This is a genomic window from Massilia sp. BHUDP2 (genome assembly GCF_046236355.1).
GTDB lineage: Bacteria > Pseudomonadota > Gammaproteobacteria > Burkholderiales > Burkholderiaceae_D > Telluria > Telluria varians.
Map to the genome: position 1 here is coordinate 343,618 of NZ_JBJUVW010000004.1, position 19,835 is coordinate 363,452.

General features: G+C 66.6%; 20 protein-coding genes. 13 read left to right on the forward strand and 7 right to left on the reverse strand.

Annotated features, from left to right (window positions below):
• Positions 1–16: 16 nt before the first annotated feature.
• The 5 genes from ACK6C6_RS23070 to ACK6C6_RS23090 all read left to right on the forward strand — a co-directional run bounded on the left by ACK6C6_RS23070 (position 17) and on the right by ACK6C6_RS23090 (position 5,649).
• Positions 17–418 carry a hypothetical protein gene (locus ACK6C6_RS23070; protein ID WP_409269494.1) on the forward strand — a complete coding sequence of 134 codons (402 nt, stop codon included), beginning with the start codon at positions 17–19 and terminating at the stop codon, positions 416–418.
• An 18-nt stretch (positions 419–436) separates the two neighbouring features.
• Positions 437–2,197, forward strand: coding sequence for a gamma-glutamyltransferase (gene ggt / locus ACK6C6_RS23075; protein WP_409269495.1), 1,761 nt, complete (start codon positions 437–439; stop codon positions 2,195–2,197).
• Between the two features lie 125 nt (positions 2,198–2,322).
• On the forward strand, positions 2,323–3,567 hold the full coding sequence (locus tag ACK6C6_RS23080; RefSeq protein ID WP_409269496.1) for a diguanylate cyclase domain-containing protein: 1,245 nt from the start codon (positions 2,323–2,325) through the stop codon (positions 3,565–3,567).
• A 51-nt stretch (positions 3,568–3,618) separates the two neighbouring features.
• Positions 3,619–4,593 (forward strand): hypothetical protein, encoded by a 975-nt coding sequence (locus ACK6C6_RS23085; RefSeq protein WP_409269497.1) that lies wholly within the window; start codon positions 3,619–3,621, stop codon positions 4,591–4,593.
• 165 nt (positions 4,594–4,758) lie between these two features.
• On the forward strand, positions 4,759–5,649 hold the full coding sequence (locus ACK6C6_RS23090) for a bile acid:sodium symporter family protein (protein ID WP_409269499.1): 891 nt from the start codon (positions 4,759–4,761) through the stop codon (positions 5,647–5,649).
• A 7-nt stretch (positions 5,650–5,656) separates the two neighbouring features.
• On the opposite strand, the gene ACK6C6_RS23095 is transcribed toward ACK6C6_RS23090, so the two are convergent.
• The 3 genes from ACK6C6_RS23095 to ACK6C6_RS23105 are packed head-to-tail and all read right to left on the reverse strand — an operon-like array spanning position 5,657 to position 8,225.
• On the reverse strand, positions 5,657–7,084 hold the full coding sequence (locus tag ACK6C6_RS23095; RefSeq protein WP_409269500.1) for a hypothetical protein: 1,428 nt from the start codon (positions 7,082–7,084) through the stop codon (positions 5,657–5,659).
• The gene (locus tag ACK6C6_RS23100) at positions 7,081–7,830 is read right to left on the reverse strand and encodes an ABC transporter ATP-binding protein (RefSeq protein ID WP_409269501.1); all 750 of its coding nucleotides are present in this window, start codon (positions 7,828–7,830) and stop codon (positions 7,081–7,083) included. Before ACK6C6_RS23100 ends, ACK6C6_RS23095 begins: the two co-directional genes overlap by 4 nt.
• Positions 7,827–8,225, reverse strand: coding sequence for a GntR family transcriptional regulator (locus ACK6C6_RS23105; protein ID WP_209587864.1), 399 nt, complete (start codon positions 8,223–8,225; stop codon positions 7,827–7,829). The genes ACK6C6_RS23100 and ACK6C6_RS23105 overlap by 4 nt, the downstream gene beginning before the upstream one ends.
• A gap of 199 nt (positions 8,226–8,424) precedes the next feature.
• Here ACK6C6_RS23105 and ACK6C6_RS23110 point away from each other — a divergent pair, with 199 nt between their 5' ends.
• From ACK6C6_RS23110 to ACK6C6_RS23120, 3 genes are all read left to right on the forward strand, one after another.
• Positions 8,425–10,326, forward strand: a complete 1,902-nt coding sequence (locus ACK6C6_RS23110; protein WP_409269502.1) for a PAS domain S-box protein — start codon at positions 8,425–8,427, stop codon at positions 10,324–10,326.
• A gap of 105 nt (positions 10,327–10,431) precedes the next feature.
• The gene (locus tag ACK6C6_RS23115; RefSeq protein ID WP_409269504.1) at positions 10,432–10,872 is read left to right on the forward strand and encodes a hypothetical protein; all 441 of its coding nucleotides are present in this window, start codon (positions 10,432–10,434) and stop codon (positions 10,870–10,872) included.
• 27 nt (positions 10,873–10,899) lie between these two features.
• Complete coding sequence (locus tag ACK6C6_RS23120; protein WP_152570942.1) at positions 10,900–11,091, forward strand: helix-turn-helix transcriptional regulator; 192 nt, start codon at positions 10,900–10,902, stop codon at positions 11,089–11,091.
• Positions 11,092–11,255: 164 nt separating this feature from the next.
• Here ACK6C6_RS23120 and ACK6C6_RS23125 read toward each other — a convergent pair whose 3' ends face one another.
• The 4 genes from ACK6C6_RS23125 to ACK6C6_RS23140 form a co-directional block, all read right to left on the reverse strand.
• Positions 11,256–11,840: a TerD family protein gene (locus ACK6C6_RS23125; protein WP_036210757.1), complete on the reverse strand. Its 585-nt coding sequence runs from the start codon at positions 11,838–11,840 to the stop codon at positions 11,256–11,258.
• A 25-nt stretch (positions 11,841–11,865) separates the two neighbouring features.
• Positions 11,866–12,561 (reverse strand): TIGR00266 family protein, encoded by a 696-nt coding sequence (locus ACK6C6_RS23130; protein WP_027867020.1) that lies wholly within the window; start codon positions 12,559–12,561, stop codon positions 11,866–11,868.
• A 54-nt stretch (positions 12,562–12,615) separates the two neighbouring features.
• A complete protein-coding gene (locus tag ACK6C6_RS23135) occupies positions 12,616–13,191 on the reverse strand; it encodes a TerD family protein (RefSeq protein ID WP_027867019.1) in 576 nt (191 codons plus the stop codon).
• A 113-nt stretch (positions 13,192–13,304) separates the two neighbouring features.
• A complete protein-coding gene (locus ACK6C6_RS23140; RefSeq protein ID WP_209587860.1) occupies positions 13,305–14,351 on the reverse strand; it encodes a DUF475 domain-containing protein in 1,047 nt (348 codons plus the stop codon).
• Positions 14,352–14,509: 158 nt separating this feature from the next.
• On the opposite strand from ACK6C6_RS23140, the gene ACK6C6_RS23145 reads away from it, so the two are divergent.
• The 5 genes from ACK6C6_RS23145 to ACK6C6_RS23165 all read left to right on the forward strand — a co-directional run bounded on the left by ACK6C6_RS23145 (position 14,510) and on the right by ACK6C6_RS23165 (position 19,790).
• Positions 14,510–15,418 carry a LysR family transcriptional regulator gene (locus ACK6C6_RS23145; protein WP_209587859.1) on the forward strand — a complete coding sequence of 303 codons (909 nt, stop codon included), beginning with the start codon at positions 14,510–14,512 and terminating at the stop codon, positions 15,416–15,418.
• Between the two features lie 47 nt (positions 15,419–15,465).
• A complete protein-coding gene (locus tag ACK6C6_RS23150; protein ID WP_409269506.1) occupies positions 15,466–16,812 on the forward strand; it encodes a hemolysin family protein in 1,347 nt (448 codons plus the stop codon).
• Between the two features lie 113 nt (positions 16,813–16,925).
• Complete coding sequence (locus ACK6C6_RS23155; RefSeq protein WP_409269714.1) at positions 16,926–17,741, forward strand: alpha/beta fold hydrolase; 816 nt, start codon at positions 16,926–16,928, stop codon at positions 17,739–17,741.
• A 4-nt stretch (positions 17,742–17,745) separates the two neighbouring features.
• A complete protein-coding gene (locus ACK6C6_RS23160) occupies positions 17,746–19,323 on the forward strand; it encodes an ATP-binding protein (protein WP_409269508.1) in 1,578 nt (525 codons plus the stop codon).
• 44 nt (positions 19,324–19,367) lie between these two features.
• Positions 19,368–19,790 (forward strand): HIT family protein, encoded by a 423-nt coding sequence (locus ACK6C6_RS23165; RefSeq protein ID WP_409269509.1) that lies wholly within the window; start codon positions 19,368–19,370, stop codon positions 19,788–19,790.
• Positions 19,791–19,835: the final 45 nt, after the last annotated feature.

A 19,835-nucleotide genomic window follows, 5' to 3' on the forward strand; every position in this document is an offset into this window, starting at 1 on the left:
ACCCGGTGGACATCGCATGCATCCCCTGCTCCGTGTTCTCTCATTCGGCTGCGCCGCCTCGCTGCTGCTCGGCTGCGCCACCCCCGACCGCCTGCCCGAAGCGCGCTACACCCTGACCGAGCGCCAGGTGCTGCCGCTGGGCGAAGGCCTGACCATCACCTACGAAGGCGCGGAAGACAGCCGCTGCCCCGATAACGCGCGCTGCATCTGGCCGGGCCAGCTGGCCTACCGCTTCACGATGCGCATCGGTAACGTGGCGCAGGGCTTCTACCTGGTGCCGGGCCGGCCGGGCTACATGTCGCCGGCGCTGCGCGGCTCGCTCATCCAGCTCGATCACCTGACCCCGCAGCCGCCGCGCGGCATCGCGGGCGCCGCACCGGTGTCGTATCCGGTGACCTTCAACATGTACGCCTACTAGGCGCGCGAAGGAAGACCCATGAAGGCGACCCTGCTCGCTTGCGGGCTGACTTTGTCCGTCGTCCTGCACCCGGCCGCGGCCGCGGCGAAGACGCCGGTAGCCACCGGCACCGGCGGCGCGGTCGCCACCATCAGCGAGCAGGCCTCGCAGTCGGCCATGGCGATCCTGAACAAGGGTGGCAATGCGGTCGACGCGGCGGTCGCGGCCGCAGCCACGCTGGGCGTCACCGATCCGTTCAGCTGCGGCATCGGCGGCGGCGGCTTCATGGTGATCTACCTGGCCAAGGACAAGCGCGCCATCACCATCGACCACCGCGAGACGGCCCCGGCCAGCTTCACGCCCCAGGCTTTCCTCGAGAACGGCAAGCCGGTCGATTTTGAAACGGCGGTGGCGAGCGGCGCCTCGGTCGGCGTGCCCGGCACCGTGCGCGGCTGGCACGAGGCGCTCGAGCGCTACGGCACGATGCGCTTCAGCCAGGTGCTGGCGCCGGCCATCGAAGTCGCTGAAAAGGGCTACCAAGTGACTGAAATATTCAGTCATTTAACGGCCCAAAATGAAAGAAAATTTCAGCTATACGCGCCGACCAGTGCACTCTACCTGCGCAACGGCAAGGCCGTGCAGCCGGGCACCCTGATCCGCAATCCGGGCATGGCCAAGGCCTACCGCGAGATCGCCGAGGGCGGCGTCAAGGCCTTCTACGAAGGGCCGCTCGCGCGCGCCATCGTCGATGCCGTCAACAAGCCGCCGCTGGCCCCGGGCAAGAGCGCGCGCCCGGGCAAGATGACGATGGCCGACCTGGCCAACTACGAGGCGCGCATCCGCCAGCCGCTGCGCAGCACCTACCGCGGCTACGAGATTGTCGGCATGCCGCTGCCAAGCAGCGGCGGCGCCACGGTGGCCGAAGCGCTGAACATCCTGGAAGGCTACGACCTGAAAAAGCTGCCGCGCGCCCAGGCCGAGCACCTGTACATCGAAGCCAGCCGCCTGGCCTTCGCCGACCGCAACGCCTACCTGGCCGACCCCGAATACATCGACGCGCCGGTGGCCGGCATCCTGTCCAAGGAATACGCGGCCCAGCGGCGCAAGCTGATCGGGGCGCAGGCCGCGCGCAATGTGGCAGCGGGCGACCCTTACGGCTACCAGCGCGACCTGAGCGTGCCGCTGCGCCGGGAGGCCGTATCCCCCCAGTCCGCCAAACTGCAGCTCGAAAACGCCCACACCACCCACCTGACGGTCTCGGACAAGGACGGCAACGTGGTGTCCTATACCTTCACCATCGAATCCTGGGGCGGCAGCGGCATCGTGGTGCCGGGCTACGGCTTCCTGCTGAATAACGAGCTGACCGACTTCGACTTCAGCGGTCCGCACCCGAACGTGCCCGAAGCCGGCAAGCGCCCGCGTTCCAGCATGGCGCCCACCATCGCGCTCAAGGACGGCAAGCCGGCCTTCACCATCGGCAGCCCGGGCGGCTCGACCATCATCACGACGGTGCTGCAGACCATCGTCAACTACATCGACCTCGGCTTGCCGATGGACCAGGCCGTGAACGCGCCGCGCATCTCGGAGCGCAACGGCGAGGCCACCTCGATCGAGCCGGGCTTTTCCGGCAGCGAGCAGGCGCGCGCGCTCGAACGCCTCGGCCACCGCTGGGAAGCCGAGCCGGAAGAAATCGGCGCTGCGAATGCCCTGGTGTTCAACCCGGACGGCACCGTCACCGCGGTCAGCGAAAGCAGGCGCCATGGCGTCGGCACGGCCCTCGTACAGCGCCGCGGCCATTAGGAAACCGGAGCTCGGCGTTGGGCGTTTGTTACATGTTCAAAATCTTTCTTGGGAAAAATACAATTTCGTGTAGGAATGATCTTACATTGGGATAACATACGAACGTCAGTACTGTTCATATCCTTATGTCCACCTCCTACGTCGTGCCCACCCCGCCGATCCGCCGGAGTGCCCTCGCCCTGATTCTCGCGCTCGTGCTCATCACGGCGATGAGCATCTTTTTCGTCCGCGAGGTCGTCGACCTGCGCGACGCGATGGGCCAGCTCAGGCAGAACGACGTGGCGCGCATCCAGGTCCGCAACGTCCTGATGAACCTGCTTAATGCCGAGACCGGGCAGCGCGGATTCCTGCTCACCGGCGACCCGGCCTACCTGGAGCCCTACCAGCTCGGACGCGGCAGCGTGCGCGACAACCTGGCGCAGGCCGAGCAGTCCGGCTACCACGACGCACAATTCCTCGCCAACGTGCGCAAGCTGGCCCTGGTCACGGAGAGCAAGCTCGACGAGATCGAGCGCACCGTGCAGCTCAAGAAGCGCGGCGACGATGCCGCCGCCCTGGCCATCATGCGCGAGGGCTTCGGCCGCAGCAAGATGCGCGAAGCGCGCCGGCTGATCCAGGACGAGGTGACGCGGTTGCGGGTGGTCCGCGAAGCGCTCATCGACGACTTCAACCGCCGCCTGCTGCGCGCCGCCATGATCCTGGTGCTGATGCTGTCGACCGTGGTCGCCATGACGGTGCACGCCTGGCGCTCGCTGTCGGCGGCCGCGCGGCGCAACAACGAGCTGGCCAAGCGCCTGGCGATGGAAGCCTCGCACGACGTCCTCACCGGCCTGCCGAACCGGCGCTACTTCGACCGCTGGGCGCGCCGCCTGGTGGCCAGGAGCCAGCGCAGCGGCAGGCCCTTTACCCTGCTGGCCATCGACCTGGACCGCTTCAAGGAGGTCAACGACACCCACGGCCACGCGGCCGGCGACGAGGTGCTGAAGGAAGTGGCGCGGCGCTTCCAGTCGGTCCTGCGCAGCGGCGAATTCCTGGCGCGCGTGGGCGGCGACGAATTCGTGGTGCTGATGGATGGCGAGTTCTCGCGCAACGAAATCACCAGCGTCGGCCGGCGCCTGATCGACTGCCTGTACCCCTCCCTGCGTCCAGGCCTTGCCGACAACGCGGTCGGCGCCAGCATCGGCGCCGCGGGCTTCCCGCTGAACGGCGCCGACCTGGAGGGCATGATGCAGGCCGCCGACGACGCGCTCTACGCGTCCAAGCACGGCGGCCGCGGCATGCTGTCGTTCGCGCGCGCCGAACCCGGCCCTGCGCCGAGTGTGCACGTCGCTGCCAGTCGCACCGCCCCCACGACGGGGGCTGTTTTCTAGCGCAGCACAGGGCTAGAGTGCGTACCGGACAATCCCACACCACGGACCGGTATGACTCAGCGACGCTTTCCCCCTGCCCTGCTGGCAATGCTCTGCGCCACCCTTGTCGCGGCGCAGCCGGCAGCGGCCAGCGATTTCCTCAACAACCTGGCCAAACAGGTGGTGGGCGATACCGTGCAGGCGGTATCCAGGCACGCGGCGGCGAAGGTCGCGACGGCGGCTGCTCCGGCCGTCCCGGCCGCCGCCGCGCCCAGCGTGCGCGCCGGCGCCAAAGAGCAGCGCATGCGCCTGGAGAACGGCGAACCCTTCCACGCCGACTACATCATCGACTACTGGAGCCGGCCGGACGCCCCGACCCGCGGCAGCACGCCCGAGCTCGACGCGCCGGGCTGGATCATGCCCATCCCCTCGAAGTTCGGCGCCAGCAAGAAGGGGGCGGACTACGCCCTGCTGCAGCGCAGGCTCGAACGGATCATCGCGCGGGTGATGGAGCACCCGGCCCTGGTCGGCATCCGCGGCGCGAGCCTGACCTGGAGCGCCGATTTCGGCTACGACGGGGGCAAGCGGCCTCTGGTAGCCAGTCTGTCGATGATTGCTCGTCCGATCAGCCTGGACGATCCGAAGACGGTGCGCCACCCGGACGGCAGCTTCCACACGCCGGGAGAAGGCCCGGTGCTCAAGATCACCGTGAACAATCCGGAAGAGATCGGTTCTCGCCGCTCGTCCGGCAGCTACAAGGGCATGACCGTGCTGCGCCACGGCTACATGTTCGTGATCCCGAATACCGACCGTCCGCTGCTCGTCGGTCCGGCCGACGACACGCAGGTGAACCCCGACCTGCTCGACGATGCGCGGCCGCGCTCGGACATCCAGTTCATGACCGTCTACGTTGGCGCCTTCATCCCCAGCGAGCTGCACCTCGTACAGAAGCGCATCGACCCGGTCGGCAACGCCGGGCGGCTGATCGGCGTGCTGTACAACATCGACTGGCCTGCCGTGCTGAAGGAAGCAAGCGTGATTCAGTAGTCACCCCGTCTCCATGCGTGCGATTCCCGTCACGCCTTCGTGCGGCGCGCCGTCTGCATCCGGTGCCGCCGCATTTTTTTGTCTGTACAGCTCAGCAAGGTACTACACTGTCAGGACGGCCGCCGAGCCTGCGCGACCGAATAACGATAACGACGGAGACAACGCATGAGCAACTTCATCACCCTGTTGCCCACCCTCCTGATCGGCGCGCTGGCGCTAATCATGTTCGGGCTGGGCCTGTCCCTCACCCTCGCCGACTTCCGCCGCCTCATCAAGCACCCGAAGGCCGTGGCGCTGGCCCTGGTCCTGCAGGCCATGGTGCTGCCGGCGATCTGCTACGGCCTGGTCAATGGCCTGGGTGTGGCGCCGGTGTACGCGGTCGGCCTGATGCTGCTGGCGGCATCGCCGGGCGGCGTCTCGGCCAACCTGTTCAGCCACCTGTTCGGCGGCAACGTGGCGATGAACATCTCGCTCACCGCGATCAACACCGTGCTGTCGATCGTCAGCCTGCCCCTGATCGCCAACTTCGCCATCGCCACCTTCGCGAAAAGCGGGCAGGTGGTGCCGATGCAGACCGCCAAGGTGATCGAGGTGATCGTCATCGTGCTCATTCCGGTGGCGATCGGCATGTTCGTGAAAAGCCGCGCCCCAAGCTTCGCCGCGCGCATGGACAAGCCGATGAAGCGCTTCTCGATGGCCGTGCTGGCCCTGCTCGCCATCATCGCCATCGCCAAGGAATGGACGGCCATCACGAGCTCCTTCGCCTCGATCGGCCTGGCCGTCATCCTCTTCAACATCCTGAGCCTGGGCCTGGGCTACTACGTGCCGCGCATGCTGGGCCTGGACAAGCCGAACGCCATCGCGATCGGCTACGAGATCGGCATCCACAACTCCACCCTGGCGATTTTCGTGGCGGTGTCGGTGCTGGGCGACTTCCAGCTGATGCTGCCGGCGGCGATCTACTCGGTCAGCATGTACGTGTTCGCCACCGCCTTCGGCTTCCTGATCCTGGGCCGCAAGCAAACCGCCGGCGCCGCGGCGCCGGCGTCCAGCTAAAGCTTGTTCAATCCATGCGTCCGGCCGGGAAGGCGAAGGGCGCCCGCTCCATCACGTGCAGTCCGCGCCCGACGGCATAAGCGGCTACGGCGATGCTGACCAGCGCCGCGGTCAGCATCAGGGGCAACCCCGTCACCGCGCGAACCGCGAGTCCGACGCTGATGCTCACGGCAATCGAGACCAGCAACAGCGCGGCCGGCATGATGGCGGAGCTCGGCGCACGCCGGGCATGGTTGCGCAGCGGGGCGGCTACGAGCGGCAGCGTCAGGCAGCAGATACCGGCTTGCCGCACCAGGGTCGGCAGGTCGGCGCCGGTCAGCGCCGTCAACAGCAGTACCGCGGCGGCGCTCAAGGCCCAGCCCTTGGATGACTCCAGCAGCAGGGCCCGCCCCAGGTGGCGGTTGAAGGACGGGGCCAAGCCGGGCATTGCCGGCGCCAGCCTCGCCAGCGCTCCTTCGCCAGGATAGCTGCCTGCCAGGCTGTTCAAGCGCAGGCTGGTCGCGAACGGTACGGCCAGCAGCGTACACGGCAGGAGCCAGCCGATGCCCGCCAGCACATCCTTCTCGGTGCGCCAGAAGCTCAGGATGACGATCACAATCAGGGTGAAGGTCAGCAGACCCAGCGCAGCGACCAGTTCCCCGAGGTGGTGCGCGGGCCCGAGCGCATGCAGCACCAGCCGCCGGCTGTCGCGGCGTTCGCAAGCGCGGCGCAGGGAAGCGGAATACCAGCCTCGGGTATGCTTGCCGGCCACTTTGTCGATCACCACATCGCGCTTGCCGGCCGGATCGAACAGACGGGCGCGCTTTGCCTCCATGCGCCAGTGGCGTTCGCCGCCTTCGGGAAGCATCTCGCGTACCGCCACGACGGCCAGGCCCGCATACAGCAGCAGCGCCAGCGCGATGACCGGTGGACGCGACAGCATGTCACCGACCGCCTGCGGCAGCTGGCCGGCAAGGAGCGGGCCGAAACAGGCCGCATAGATGAATGCAGTCCCGGCCCGATGACCCGCGGTGGCAAGCGCGCTGCCCAGGGTGATGCACACGACCAGCAGCAGCCAGAGGCCCAGGCTCCCGCCATCCGGATTCGGCAAGAGGGCGATCCCGACCAGCGGGACGATCCACGCGACGCAGGCGAGTTCGACCAGGCGCCGGCGCATGCCCGGGACGAGTTTCGCATTGCTTGGGGAGTTGAGTTTCACCGCGCCCGGCATGAAACGCCAGGTCCATGCCGCCAGGACGGCGCCGCATGTTCCCCACCAGGCCATCGCCGCCAGCCCGCGCAGCCCCTCGATCAACCAGACCACGGCGATACAGACGATGAGGAGGAAGCCGCCGCCCCAGCGGATGATGGCGGAAGAGAACGGCGTGGCATGGGACACTGCGGCGCGCCACAGGATCCGGTAGTCGCGCATGCGCGCGTTCATCGTCGCGTTCATTGCGTCACCTCGATGAACAGGTCTTCCAGGCTGACCGGCTCGGCGCGCCGCCCCTCTGTGGTACTACGCGCAGCTTCGAGCAGTTCGTCGAGCGGCCCCTGCAGCGCAATGCGGCCGCCCTTCAGGAAGGCGACGTCGAGCGCCACCCGTTCCAGGTCGGTCAGGATGTGGGTCGAGAACACCACCGTGGTGCCGCGTTCGATCACGCCGTCCACCAGCTCGGAGAGAAAAGCGCGGCGCCCGGCCGGATCCAGCGCCGACACCGGCTCGTCCAGCACCAGCAGTTCCGGGTCGTGCGCCAGCGCGCGGATGATCGACAGGCGCTGCTGCTCGCCGCCGGACAGGCGGCCGATCGGCTTGTGGAGCAGGATGTCGCCGAAACCCCAGCGTTCCAGCAGCGCATCGACCTTGACCCCGTTCCAGCGCGGATACATGGCCTTGAAATAATCCAGCATCTGCAGCGGCGTCATCCACTCGAACAGGCCGTGCTTCTGCGGCACGTAGCCGATCCGGGCGCGGGTCGCATCCGACAGCGCGGCAACGTCTTCGCCGAACAGGCGGATGCTGCCGGCATCCGGCTCACGCAGGCCGAGCAGGCATTCCATCAGCGTCGACTTGCCGGCGCCGTTGCGGCCCAGCAGGCCGATGACCTGGCCCTGCCCGACTTCCCAGTCGAGGCTACTCAGGACGCTGGCACTGCCGTAGTACTTGGCCACGTCGCGCATCTGGATGATGGGTGCAGTCACGATTCTTCCTTCAGGATGTGAGTGAAAAGGGAAAGGACGGTGTCGGAGTCGAGTTCGAGTTCGCGTGCCTCGCGCGCGGCGCGCTCCAGGGTCGGGCGCAGCAGCGCGATCCGCTCGGCCCTGCCCTGCGCGGCGCGCGGACGCTCGGCCACCAGCATTCCAAGGCCGCGCCGGCGCGCCAGCAGGCCCTCGGCCTCGAGCAGGCCGTAGGCCTTGGACACGGTCATCGGATTGACGGCAAGGGTTTGCGCTACCTCGCGCACCGATGGCAGTTCGTCGCCGGGCGCCATCTGGCCGCCGGCCACCAGGCGCCGCACCTGCTCGACGAGCTGCCGGTAGATCGGTTCGGTCGAGCCTGGCGTGATCGAAAACAGCTGGGGTGGATGGATCGGCATGGGCTGGGTTGTCGTTGACGCTGCGTATATGTGTATTAATTGAGTAATACACTATCCGCGCCAGTTTTTCCTGTCAAGCGACAGGCGCAAGTTATGCCCTATGTATATTTCCCGTCTTAAACAAATCTATGACATGATGCGCACGCCGAGGCCGCGTGGACGCCGCTTCCATGCACCGAACAGAGACGAACAAGGAACCATGTCCCCCACTGCAGAAACAGGCGCCGGCGCCGCATCCCAGGCCTATCCCGAAGTCCGCTTCCGGGAACTGTTCGAGCAGGCGCCCGTCAGCTTGCAGATCCTCGACCCGCAGGGCTACACGATGCGGGTGAACCGGGCCTGGGAAGCGCTCTGGCACATCCACGAAGGCAGCGCGCTGAAGCGCCACGTGATGAGCCGAGACTACAACCTGCTGCGTGACCCCCAACTGGTCGCCACCGGCGTCGCCGCCTGCCTGGCGCGCGCGGTGGCGGGCGAATCGGTCGAGATCCCCGCGATCCATTACGACACCGCCGCGCTCGGGCAATCCGGCCGGGCGCGCTGGGTTACCGCGCGCGCGCATCCCATCAAGGATGATCAGGGCCGGGTGGTCGAGGTCATGCTGATGCACGAGGACATCACCGAACGGATCCAGGCCGAAACCATCCTGCGCGAACGCGAGGAACGCTTCCGGACCCTGGCGATGGCGACCTCGCAGATCGTCTGGAGCAGCACCGCCGATGGACAGATCCTCGAGGATTCGCCGTCGTGGCGCGCCTTCACCGGCCAGCGCCATGAAGAATGGCGTGGCCACGGCTGGCTCGACGCCGTCCACCCCGACGATCGCGAGCGTGCGCGCCAGGCCTGGGACGCTTCCATCGCCAGCCATGCCATCTACGAAACCGAATACCGCCTGCGCCGCGCCGACGGCAGCTACCGCTGGACGGCGGTCAAGGGCATTCCCCTCCTCGGGCCTGACGGCAGCGTGCGCGAATGGGTCGGCGCCAACCGCGACATCCACGACAGCGTGACCCAGCAGGAAGGACTGCTGCAGCGGCTGGACAGCGAGCGGCGCCAGTCGACCCTGCTGGCCAAGGTGGCGAGCGCCGCGCGCACCCTGCACACGGCGCTGTCCAGCGAAGACATCGCCGATGCCTTGAGCCAGGAAGTGCGCGCCATCCTCGGCGCGGCCGAGGTCGACGTCGCGCTGGATGGCGATATCGGAGACGCCTCCGCGGCCGCGCCGGGCGCAGCGCCCGGCGCCAGCCTGGCGCTGCCCCTGCTCGACCGCAAGGGACGGCGGATCGGCCGCATCCGGGTTGCCGGCAAGGCTGGCGGCTTCGACGAGCAGGACGAAGCCATCCTGGCGCAGCTGGCCGCGCTGGCGGCCACCGGTTTCGCCAACGCCCGGCTGTATCGCTCCTTGCGCGAGCAGGACCGGCGCAAGGACGAGTTCCTCGCGATGCTGTCCCACGAGCTGCGCAACCCGCTGGCGCCGATCGCCGCCGCCGCCGAGGTGCTGAGAATCGCCGCCGATCCCGGGCGCGTCCGCGTTGCGAGCGAGGTGATCGCGCGCCAGGTGCGGCACATGACGTCGCTGGTGAACGACCTGCTCGACGTATCGCGCGTGACGCGCGGGCTGATCAAGCTGGACAAGACCCTGGTCGGCATCGGGACGGTGGTGGCCAGCGCGGTCGAGCAGTCGCGCCCGCTGGTCGAAGCGCGCGGGCACGCATTGACGCTCGAGATGGCGCCGGAACTTGCCACAGCCCGGGTGCATGGCGATGCCACCCGCCTGGTGCAGGTGATCGCCAACCTGCTGGGCAATGCCGCCAAGTACACCCCGAACGGCGGCAGGATCGTCCTCGGCGCCGCGCGTGACGGCATGCGCGTGCGGCTGTGCGTGGAGGACAACGGCATCGGCATCGATAGCGGGCTGCTGCCGCAGGCGTTCGACCTGTTCACCCAGGGCGAGCGCACGCCAGACCGTTCGCAGGGCGGCCTGGGCATCGGCCTGGCGCTGGTGCGGACCATGGTGGCGCTGCACGGCGGCGAGGTGCAGGCGCACAGCGATGGGCCGGGCAAGGGCTGCAGGTTCACCGTCTGGCTGCCCCTGGCCTGATCGGCTCGAAAAGCTACCCATGCGACTCTTTGTGTAACTTATCAGTTGCTTTTTGTCCGACTTGTGTTACAGTGGTCCATATCAACAAACAAAGGAGACATTGTCATGAAAACCGCCGTTCACGATCACCAGGACAAGCTCGTCGCATTCTCGCGCCGCCAGTTGTGGTTTGCGCTGGGAGCCGTACTCGTGCTCGCCGCCGCCGCTGTGGGCCTGCTGGCATTTCCCGGTGCAGAAGCCCCGGCGCGCCTGTTCTCCCTCCTGCCGATCGCGATCGTGCTTGCCGTGGCCGCCCTGAAGACGGGCGGCGGGCGCGGCGCCCCAACCAGCGCCGAGGTCCGCGCGCTGGTGGACGACGAGTTGCGCCAGGCAAGCCAGCAGAAGGCCAGCCGCAATGGCTTCCTCGCCGTGCTGGCGGCGCAGGTCGTGCTGGCGCCCGGCCTGGCCTGGCTGTCCACGCCCTACCCGGTCGCGCTGATGGCGGTCCTGACGATCGCGACCGGTCTCACCGTGTTCCTTGCCAGCCTGCTGTATCACGACCGCTGAACCATGACGGAACACTTGAAGACGACGATGAAAGTGCAGCGCGCCAGGCTCGACCTGACCCAGGCCGGCCTGGCCGATCGGGCGGGCGTCACGCGCAAATCCATCAACGCCATCGAGACCGGGGCCATGGTGCCCTCGACGATCCTGGCGCTGAAGCTGGCGCGGGCGCTCGGCGTCAGCGTCGAGGAACTGTTCTCGCTGGAGGAAGCCCCGGACTGAGCCCACCTCATAGGGGTCAGGTCTGACATTCGGACACGAGCTCGAGCATTAGCGTGCTGTACTGCTCAGTCCGTGTCTAAATGTCAGACCTGACCCCGGTAAGAAGAAGCGGCGTAAACGAAAAGAGCCGGGCAAGCCCGGCTCTCCAATACATCAAGCGATGATCACAGGTGCGGCGTGATCAGCGGCATCAGGTCGTCGAAGGTACGGCCCGAGCCGTTTTCGCCGATCGCATGCATCTTCCACTCGCCGTTGTGGCGGTACAGCTTGGCCATGATCTGGGCCGTGTGCGAACCCTGCACCGACAGGTTGAAGCGCGCCACTTCCTGGTTGTTGCCGGCATTGAGCAGGCGGCAGTAGGCGTTTTCCACGGTCGAGAAGTTCTGGCCGGTGAAGCTGTTCACGGTGAACACCAGCGACTTCACGCTGGCGGGCACGCGCGACAGGTCGACCTGGATCTGCTCGTCGTCGCCGTCGCCGGCGCCGGTGCGGTTGTCACCGGTGTGGGTGATGCTGCCGTCCTTGCTCTTGAGCTGGCGGAACCAGACCACGTCGATCGGACGGTTCGATTCGTCGAACATCACGACCGATGCGTCCAGGTCGACCGGCTGGCCGGCGCCGCCGCCGAAGCCGAAGAAACCCTTCGACTTGGCCACGTCCCAGCCCAGGCCCATCGTCACGCGGCTCAGCGCTCCGCCGGCTTCCTTGTCCAGCGAGATTTTCTGGCCCTTGCTCAGATTTACTGACATATCGTTCTCCCTAATTTAAAAACCTTCAGCGCGCCGGCGTCTGCATCCAGGCCTTGAATGCCATCCGGTTGCGCGAACATACATACACCCGACCTTTGCCCGAGAAGCGCAATACCATGCCCTCGCCGCTGGTCTGGCTGTTGATCAGGTTGCCCAGGAAGCCGCCACTCTGGCCGGTCGTGATCGAGATCTCGTAGCGCAGCCCGCTGTCCCAGCAGACCACGTGCGAGTTGTCGATGATCGCGTCCTTGCCCGGCTCCACCTCCAGCATCGACATCGAACCGAAGCCCGACACCACCACCTGGCCGCTGCCGGTCGTCTCGGTGACGAAGAAGCCGCCGCTCTGCGCGAACAGGGCGTTGCCGAGGCTCTGGGTGCGCACCTTCAGGTCCACGCCCGAGGTGGCGGCGACAAACGCGCCGTCGCTGATGATGTACTGGTTCGGACCGCAGTCGATGGTCTGCATCGCGCCCGGCAGGGTCGGCGACAGCAGGCAGTCGCCGTCGCCGCGGGTCGCCTCGATGTGCTGCTGGAAGAAGGACTCGCCGTTGGCGAAGGTGCGCATCAGCGCGCTGCCCAGGCCACCCTTCATCTTGCCTTTCAGGTCGAGCGTCGACTCCATCATCACCATCGCATCCGATTCGCAATAGATGGTTTCGCCGCGCCGCATCGAGACATGCAGGAAGGGATCGACGTCCCCGGTCACGGTAAATACTGGCATGTGGACTTCCTTTCGTAAGCGGCCCGCACCTGGCGCGGGCCGCGAGCATGGTGATTAAACGTTGACGCCGTAGTTCTTGGCGAGAGGCCCGAGGCCGCCCGCGAAGCCCTGGCCGATCGCGCGGAACTTCCAGTCGGCGCCGTTACGATACACCTCGCCGAAGATCATCGCCGCTTCGGTGGAGCTGTCTTCCGACAGGTCGTAGCGCGCGATCTCGCTGTTGTTGGCCGCATTGATGCAGCGGATGAAGGCCTTGCCGACCATGCCGAAGTTCTGGCGGCGCGCTTCGGCGTCGTGGATGGTCACGGCCAGCACGACCTTGTCGACGTCTGCCGGCACCTTGCTCAGGTCGATCGACACGGTTTCGTCGTCGCCCTCGCCCGCGCCGGTGGTGTTGTCGCCCGAGTGGACCACCGAGCCGTCGGCCGACTTCAGGTTGTTGTAGAAGATGAAGTCGCCATCCGAACGCACCTTGCCCGACGAGTTCAGCAGGAACACCGCGCCGTCGAGGTCGAACGCTGCGCCGTCGGTGGCGCGGGTGTCCCAACCGAGGCCGACCTTCAGCTGGGTCAGGCCGGGAGCTTCTTTCGACAGGTTGACGTTGCCGCCTTTTTGCAGACTGATTGCCATGATTGTGACTCTCCTAAAAATGACTTCTTGAACACCGGGGGTATGAGCACAGCGAGCTGGTGTTCTGCCACTCGCCGTGCGGTTCTTGCAGGGCAGGCCAGGCCTGCCCTTGTTTATGCTTCGATTGCCGCGTGCTTCTTCTTGTGCTGGATCGAGCTCCACAGCGAGGCCAGGATGAAGGCCACGCCCACGCCGCCGGTGATCAGCTCGGGCACGTGCATGTGCATACTCAGCAGCATGATCACGGCCAGGATACCGATCGCATAGTGCGCGCCGTGCTCCAGGTAGACGAATTCGTCCAGCGTGCCCTGGCGCACCAGGTAGACCGTCATCGAACGCACGAACATCGCGCCGATCGCCAGGCCCAGCATGATGATCACGACGTCGGTGGTGATCGCGAAGGCGCCGATCACGCCGTCGAAGCTGAACGATGCATCCAGCACTTCGAGGTACAGGAAACCGCCGATACCGCCCTTCTTGACCATGTCGCCGACGTTGCTGTTCTCATCCGACTCGCTCTTCTCGAGCAGGCTGGAAATCATGTCGACGCCGATGTACACCAGGATGCCCCACAGGCCGGCAACCAGGACCACCATGCGCTGCGCGTCCGGCACGTAGCTGGTCGCGAACATCAGCGCGCCCAGGGATACCAGCACCGAGATCGAGGACACCTTGCCGAGCGAGCCGAGCTTCTTCTCGACGTTGCCGAGCCAGTGCACTTCCTTCTCGTCGTCCAGCAGGAAGTTCAGGAACACCAGCAGCAGGAACATGCCGCCGAAGGCCGCCACTTCCGCGTGGTGGTTGGTCAGGTGCGAGGAAAATTCCTTCGGATTCGTCAGCGCCAGGTTCCACACGTCCATCATGCCGAGGTCGGCCGCCACGGCGACGATCACCAGCGGGAATACCAGGCGCATGCCGAACACGGCGATGATCATGCCCAGGCCCAGGAACAGCTTGAGCCAGAACTCGTCCCAGCCTTTCAGCACCGAGGCGTTGACCACCGCGTTGTCGAAAGACAGTGAGACTTCCATGACCGACAGGATGGCCGTCACGCCCAGCGCCGTTATCATGCCGGCGACGCCGCCATGGTCGTAACCCCACCAGCCTGCCAACGCCATACAGACGGCGGTCACGATGAATGACCACGTAAAGTGCTTCATGTTGTCGTTTCCCCTTATTTTTCAGTTAAGTTTTTGAATATGCGATGAGTTGTTGTGTCAGTATCATTTTTCGTCCAGAAGACCCACGCAGTATGAGGCCTGGCCGAATATTGAAAAAGCGAAGATAATCGAAGAATTACTTCGCAAAAACAGAAGAGATGAATCACGCGCCTCCGAATTTCCGCCACCTGTACTACTTCTGGGTCGTCGCCAAGGAAGGCAGCATCACGCGCGCCGCCGAACGCCTGGGCCTGGCAATCCAGACCGTCAGTACCCAGCTGGCGCAGCTCGAACTGTCCCTCGGCAAGTCCCTGTTCACCCAGCAGGGCCGGAGACTGACTTTAACCGAGGCCGGGCGCCTGGCCTTGTCCTACGCCGACCAGATCTTCCTTCTGGGAGAGCAGATGCAGGAAGCGCTGGCCGAGTCCGACAGCGCGCGCACCCGCCTGACGGTCGGCATTTCCGATTCGTTGCCCAAGCTGACCGCCTACCGGCTGCTGGAAATCGCCACCCAGCTGCCGCGCCCGGTGCGCCTGGTCTGCTACGAAGGCGAGTTCGACGAGCTGCTGGCCGACCTGGCCCTGCACAAGCTGGACGTGGTGCTGACCGACCGCGCGGTGCGCTCGGGCACGACGCTGCGCGTGTTCAGCCACCTGCTGAGCGATAGCGAGACCATCGTGGTCGGCGCGCCCGGCCTGGTGAAGGACTGGGGCGCGGACTTCCCGCGCTCGCTGAACGGCGCGCCCTTCCTGCTACCGACCCGCAATAATGCCTTGCGCGGCAAGATCGACGAATGGTTCGAGCTGCAGGGCGTGCGTCCCGACATCGTCGGCGAGTTCATGGACAATGCCCTGCTCAATACCTTCGGCCGGCGCGGACTGGGGCTGTTCTTCGCTCCGGCCGCCCTGGTGCACGACCTCGAGGAGCAGTTCAACGCGCTGCTGGTGGGACGGGTGCCGCAGGTGCGCGAGCACTTCTATGCGATCTCGAACGAGCGCAAGATCAAGCATCCGGCCGTCGAAGCCATCCTGTCGGCGGTCCATAAGGGCGTCCTCGCGGGTACATAGCGGTACAATGGTGTCGGCTATTGCCATTTTTTAACTAAATCTCTTCAATGGAAAACTTTCTGTTCGTCGTTCTCGCCCTGTTCCTGGTGGCGCTGAACGGCTTCTACGTGGCGGCTGAATTCAGCATCGTCACGTTGCGCAAGACCCGCGTGCACGCCATCGCCAAGACCACCGGCCTGCGCGGACGCATCCTCGGCAAGGTCCACGGCCAGCTCGACGCCTACCTCTCCGCCTGCCAGCTCGGCATCACCCTGGCTTCGCTGGGCCTGGGCTGGGTCGGCGAACCGGCCTTTGCCAGCCTGCTCGAACCGGTGTTCGCCATGCTGGGCGTCACCTCGCCCGAGCTGATCCACGGCGTCTCCTTCGTGGTGGCCTTCTCGGTCATCTCCTTCCTGCACATCGTGGTGGGCGAGCTGGCGCCCAAGTCGCTCGCGATCCGCCTGCCGGAAGCGGTGGCGCTGTGGTGCGCCATTCCGCTATACGCCTTCTACTGGGCGATGTATCCGGCGATCGCCCTGCTCAACGCCAGCGCCAACATGGTGCTGCGCGTGGCCGGCCTGGCCGGCGCCGGCAGCCACGACACCCATTACTCGACCGACGAGCTGAAGATGATCCTGCGCTCCAACACCAGCGCGCCGGGCGAGAAATTCACCAACGACGAGCGCAACATCCTGGCGCAGTCGCTCGACTTCAGCCAGCTGGCCGTGTCCGACCTGATGCGGCCGATCAACGAGGTCAGCGCGCTGTACGCCAGCCGCTCGCTCGAGGAAAACATGGAGACGGTGCGCCGCAACCGCTTCTCGCGCTACCCCTACTTCGACGAGGACGGCGAGGAAGTGCTGGGCGTGATCCACCTGAAGGACCTGTTCTTCGCCCAGCAGGCCGGGCGCACCATCACCGACCTGACCCAGCACCTGCGCCCGGTCGAGACCATCTCGGCGCGCACCAAGGCGCAGGACATCTTCCGGCGCTTCAAGAGCGGCGCCCCGCACTTCGCCCTGATCGGCGAAAAGGGCAAGCGCCCGGTCGGCTTCATCACGCTCGACAACCTGCTGGGCGCCATGGTGGGCGAGATCCGCGACGAGTTCCGCATGAACGAGAACGACTGGATGTCCCAGCCCGACGGCACCTGGATCGGCAAGGCCAGCCTGCCGATCTTCTCGCTCGAGCGCCTGCTCGGGATCGACATCGACAACGAGGAGATGGGCCTGGACGACGTCGAATCGGTGGGCGGCCTGCTGATGGCCAAGCTGGGCGACATCCCCAAGCAGGGACAGCGTATCGGCTTCCCGCAGTTCGACGTGGTGGTCAAGAAGATGAACGGTCCGCGCATCCTCCTGGTGAAGGTCTTTCCAAAGGGAGAGCGCGAGGACGGACACGACGAGCGCGACTGAAGGATCGAAACCTTTCCAGCATTGAAGTACACAAAGTTGTTGCGCTTGCAATACTCCTGACGCATACTCGTGGACGACGGGATTCCCGGCGGTAGCGACCACGAGGAGCCATGATGTCCCTGCAAGTCCGCAACAACGTGCATGTTTCCGGCCAGGGCGGGGCCACCATGCTGTTTTCCCACGGCTTCGGCTGCGACCAGACCATGTGGCGCTATCTGGCGCCCGCCTACGAAGACCGCTTTCGCGTCATCACCTACGACCTGGTCGGCAGCGGCCGCTCCGACCTCTCCGCCTATGACCTAACCCGCTACGCCAGCCTGCACGGCTATGCCGGCGACCTGCTGGAGATCCTCGACGAATTCGCGACCGGGCCGGTGATCCTGGTCGGCCACTCGGTGAGCGCCATGATCGGCATGCTCGCCGCCATCGAGGATCCCGGCCGCTTCGTGGCCCAGGTGATGGTGGCGCCCTCGGCCTGCTATATCAATGACCTGAGCAAGCATCCCGGCTATGTCGGCGGCTTCGAGCGCGAGGACATCGCCGAACTGCTCGAGACCATGGAAGCGAACTACATGGGCTGGTCGAGCAGCCTGGCGCCCGCCATCATGGGCGCGCCCAACCGCCCTGCCCTGCGCCAGGAACTCACCGACAGCTTCTGCCGCAACGATCCCGACATCGCCAAGCACTTCGCGCGCGTCACCTTCCTGTCCGACCACCGCGCCGACCTGCCCCGCTCCACGACGCCGGCTTTGATCCTGCAGTGCAGCGACGACCTGATCGCCCCCCGCAGCGCCGGCGAGTACCTGGCGCGGCACCTGCCCCGCTCCCAGCTGCATGTGATCGACAACATCGGGCATTGTCCGCACATGAGCGCGCCGACCGCCAGCTCGCGCGCGATCGACGCCTTCCTGGCTGCCACCCTGGACTGAAGCCATGGACAGCGCCGCCACCTCCCTTGACGCGCTGTACGACGACGCTCCCTGCGGCCTGCTGCTGGCCGACGCCGACGGCCTGCTGCTGCACGCCAACGCGACCGCCTGCGCCTGGCTGGGCTTCACGCTGCCGGAGCTGGCCGGGATCGTGCGCATCCAGGACCTGATGACCGTCGGCGCGCGCCTGTTCCACCACACGCACTGCGAGCCGGTGCTGCAGGCGCGCGATTCGGTGGCGGAACTGCAGATCGACCTGCGCCACCGCGACGGCACCCGCCTGCCGATGCTGGTCAACATCGTGCGGCGGCGCGAAGCCGGCCCGATGGGCGATACCGTCCATGACCAGTGGGCCCTGTTCATGGCCACCGAGCGCCAGTCCTACGAGCGCGAGCTGCGCAACGCGCGCCGCGCCGCCGAGGAAGCGCTGGAAGCGCGCCGCGGCGCCGAACTGCAGCTGCAGGCCCTGAACGCCGCGCTGTCCGAGGCCGACCGGCGCAAGGACGAATTCCTGGCCACGCTCTCGCACGAGCTGCGCAACCCGCTGGCGCCGCTGCGCAGCGCCCTCGAGGTGATGCGCCATTCCACGATGGCGCAGGACACCAGCGCGCGCCTGCTGTCGGTATTCGACCGCCAGCTGCACCACCTGACCCACCTGGTCGACGACCTGATGGAAGTCTCGCGCATTACCCAGGACAAGATGGAACTGCGGCGTGAGACCGTGGACCTGACCCAGCTGGCGCGCGCCGCCGTGTGCGACACCGCCGGCCTGATGGAGCAGGCCGGGCACCGCTTGTCGGTCGAGTTGCCGCCGCATCCGGTCACGGTTGACGCCGACCCCACGCGCATCAACCAGGTGGTCGTCAACCTGCTCACCAACGCCGCCAAGTACACCCCCGACGGCGGGCGCATCGCGCTCTCGCTCGCGGTCGACGAGGGCATGGCGCTGCTGGCGGTGCGCGACAACGGCATCGGCCTGCCGCGCCACGCGCTGGCGACCGTGTTCGACATGTTCTCGCAGCTGGAGCCGGCGCTGCAGCGTTCGCGCGGCGGCCTGGGGATCGGGCTGTCGCTGGTGCGCGGCATCGTGGACCTGCATGGCGGCAGCATCGCCGCCGAGAGCGAGGGCGAAGGCCGCGGCAGCTGCTTCACGGTACGCCTGCCGCTGGCCCAGCTTGCCGCGCTGCCGGAACCGGCGGCGGCGCCCGCGCCGGCGCCGGCGCGCATCCTGGTAGTGGACGACAATGCCGACGCCGCCGAGATGCTCCTGATGGCGCTGGAACTGTTCGGCTGCGAGGTGCGCGCGGCCCACAGCGCCAGTGCGGCGCTGGCCATGGCCCAGGAATTCGCGCCGGAAGTCGCCTTGCTCGACATCGGCCTGCCGGACCTGAACGGCTACGAGCTGGCGCGGCGCCTGCGCGCTACCGATACGGGCCGGCACATGCGCCTGATCGCCGCCACCGGCTGGGGCCAGGAAAAGGACCGCCAGCGCGCCTTCGACGCCGGCTTCGACCACCATCTCACCAAGCCGATCGACTTCGACCGGCTGCGCAGCGTGCTGGGGGCTCCTGGCCTGTCATGAGAGAATGGCGCATCCATTCAAGGTGACGCATCGACAAGATTTCCATGGAATACGATTCGAACAATCCCTTCGCACGCATCCTGCGCGGCGAACTGCCCTGCATCAAGGTCTACGAAGACGAGCACACCCTCGCCATCATGGACATCATGCCGCAGGCCCCTGGCCATGTGCTGGTGCTGCCGAAAGAGGCGGCCGTCGAGCTGTTCGGCCTGTCCGACGACGCGGCCGCGGCCTGCATCCGCAGCACCAAGAAGGTGGCGGCCGCGGTCAAGGCCGCAATGGGCGCGCCGGGCATCATGGTCGCCCAGTTCAACGGCAGCGCGGCGGGCCAGACCGTCCCGCACGTGCACTTCCATATCGTGCCGCGCGAGGGGGCGGCGGCGCTCCGGCCGCACGCCGCGGTGCCGGCGGATACCGGGCAGCTGCAACAGATCGCCGCCCGCATCGTCGCTGCCCTGCACGCCTGATCGGGTGTCGCCGCGGCTGTGCTCTGCATAAAGCCGGAGGCTGCT

Coding starts and splice junctions, on each gene's coding strand:
- ACK6C6_RS23125 (WP_036210757.1), bottom strand. CDS start 11,840: ATGTCAGTAAATCTGAGCAAGGGCCAGAAAATCTCGCTGGACAAGGAA.
- ACK6C6_RS23160 (WP_409269508.1), top strand. CDS start 17,746: ATGGACAGCGCCGCCACCTCCCTTGACGCGCTGTACGACGACGCTCCC.
- ACK6C6_RS23115 (WP_409269504.1), top strand. CDS start 10,432: ATGAAAACCGCCGTTCACGATCACCAGGACAAGCTCGTCGCATTCTCG.
- ACK6C6_RS23135 (WP_027867019.1), bottom strand. CDS start 13,191: ATGGCAATCAGTCTGCAAAAAGGCGGCAACGTCAACCTGTCGAAAGAA.
- ACK6C6_RS23090 (WP_409269499.1), top strand. CDS start 4,759: ATGAGCAACTTCATCACCCTGTTGCCCACCCTCCTGATCGGCGCGCTG.
- ACK6C6_RS23140 (WP_209587860.1), bottom strand. CDS start 14,351: ATGAAGCACTTTACGTGGTCATTCATCGTGACCGCCGTCTGTATGGCG.
- ACK6C6_RS23105 (WP_209587864.1), bottom strand. CDS start 8,225: ATGCCGATCCATCCACCCCAGCTGTTTTCGATCACGCCAGGCTCGACC.
- ACK6C6_RS23155 (WP_409269714.1), top strand. CDS start 16,926: ATGTCCCTGCAAGTCCGCAACAACGTGCATGTTTCCGGCCAGGGCGGG.
- ACK6C6_RS23150 (WP_409269506.1), top strand. CDS start 15,466: ATGGAAAACTTTCTGTTCGTCGTTCTCGCCCTGTTCCTGGTGGCGCTG.
- ACK6C6_RS23070 (WP_409269494.1), top strand. CDS start 17: ATGCATCCCCTGCTCCGTGTTCTCTCATTCGGCTGCGCCGCCTCGCTG.
- ACK6C6_RS23120 (WP_152570942.1), top strand. CDS start 10,900: ATGAAAGTGCAGCGCGCCAGGCTCGACCTGACCCAGGCCGGCCTGGCC.
- ACK6C6_RS23080 (WP_409269496.1), top strand. CDS start 2,323: ATGTCCACCTCCTACGTCGTGCCCACCCCGCCGATCCGCCGGAGTGCC.
- ACK6C6_RS23095 (WP_409269500.1), bottom strand. CDS start 7,084: ATGAACGCGACGATGAACGCGCGCATGCGCGACTACCGGATCCTGTGG.
- ACK6C6_RS23130 (WP_027867020.1), bottom strand. CDS start 12,561: ATGCCAGTATTTACCGTGACCGGGGACGTCGATCCCTTCCTGCATGTC.
- ACK6C6_RS23110 (WP_409269502.1), top strand. CDS start 8,425: ATGTCCCCCACTGCAGAAACAGGCGCCGGCGCCGCATCCCAGGCCTAT.
- ACK6C6_RS23085 (WP_409269497.1), top strand. CDS start 3,619: ATGACTCAGCGACGCTTTCCCCCTGCCCTGCTGGCAATGCTCTGCGCC.
- ACK6C6_RS23145 (WP_209587859.1), top strand. CDS start 14,510: ATGAATCACGCGCCTCCGAATTTCCGCCACCTGTACTACTTCTGGGTC.
- ggt (WP_409269495.1), top strand. CDS start 437: ATGAAGGCGACCCTGCTCGCTTGCGGGCTGACTTTGTCCGTCGTCCTG.
- ACK6C6_RS23165 (WP_409269509.1), top strand. CDS start 19,368: ATGGAATACGATTCGAACAATCCCTTCGCACGCATCCTGCGCGGCGAA.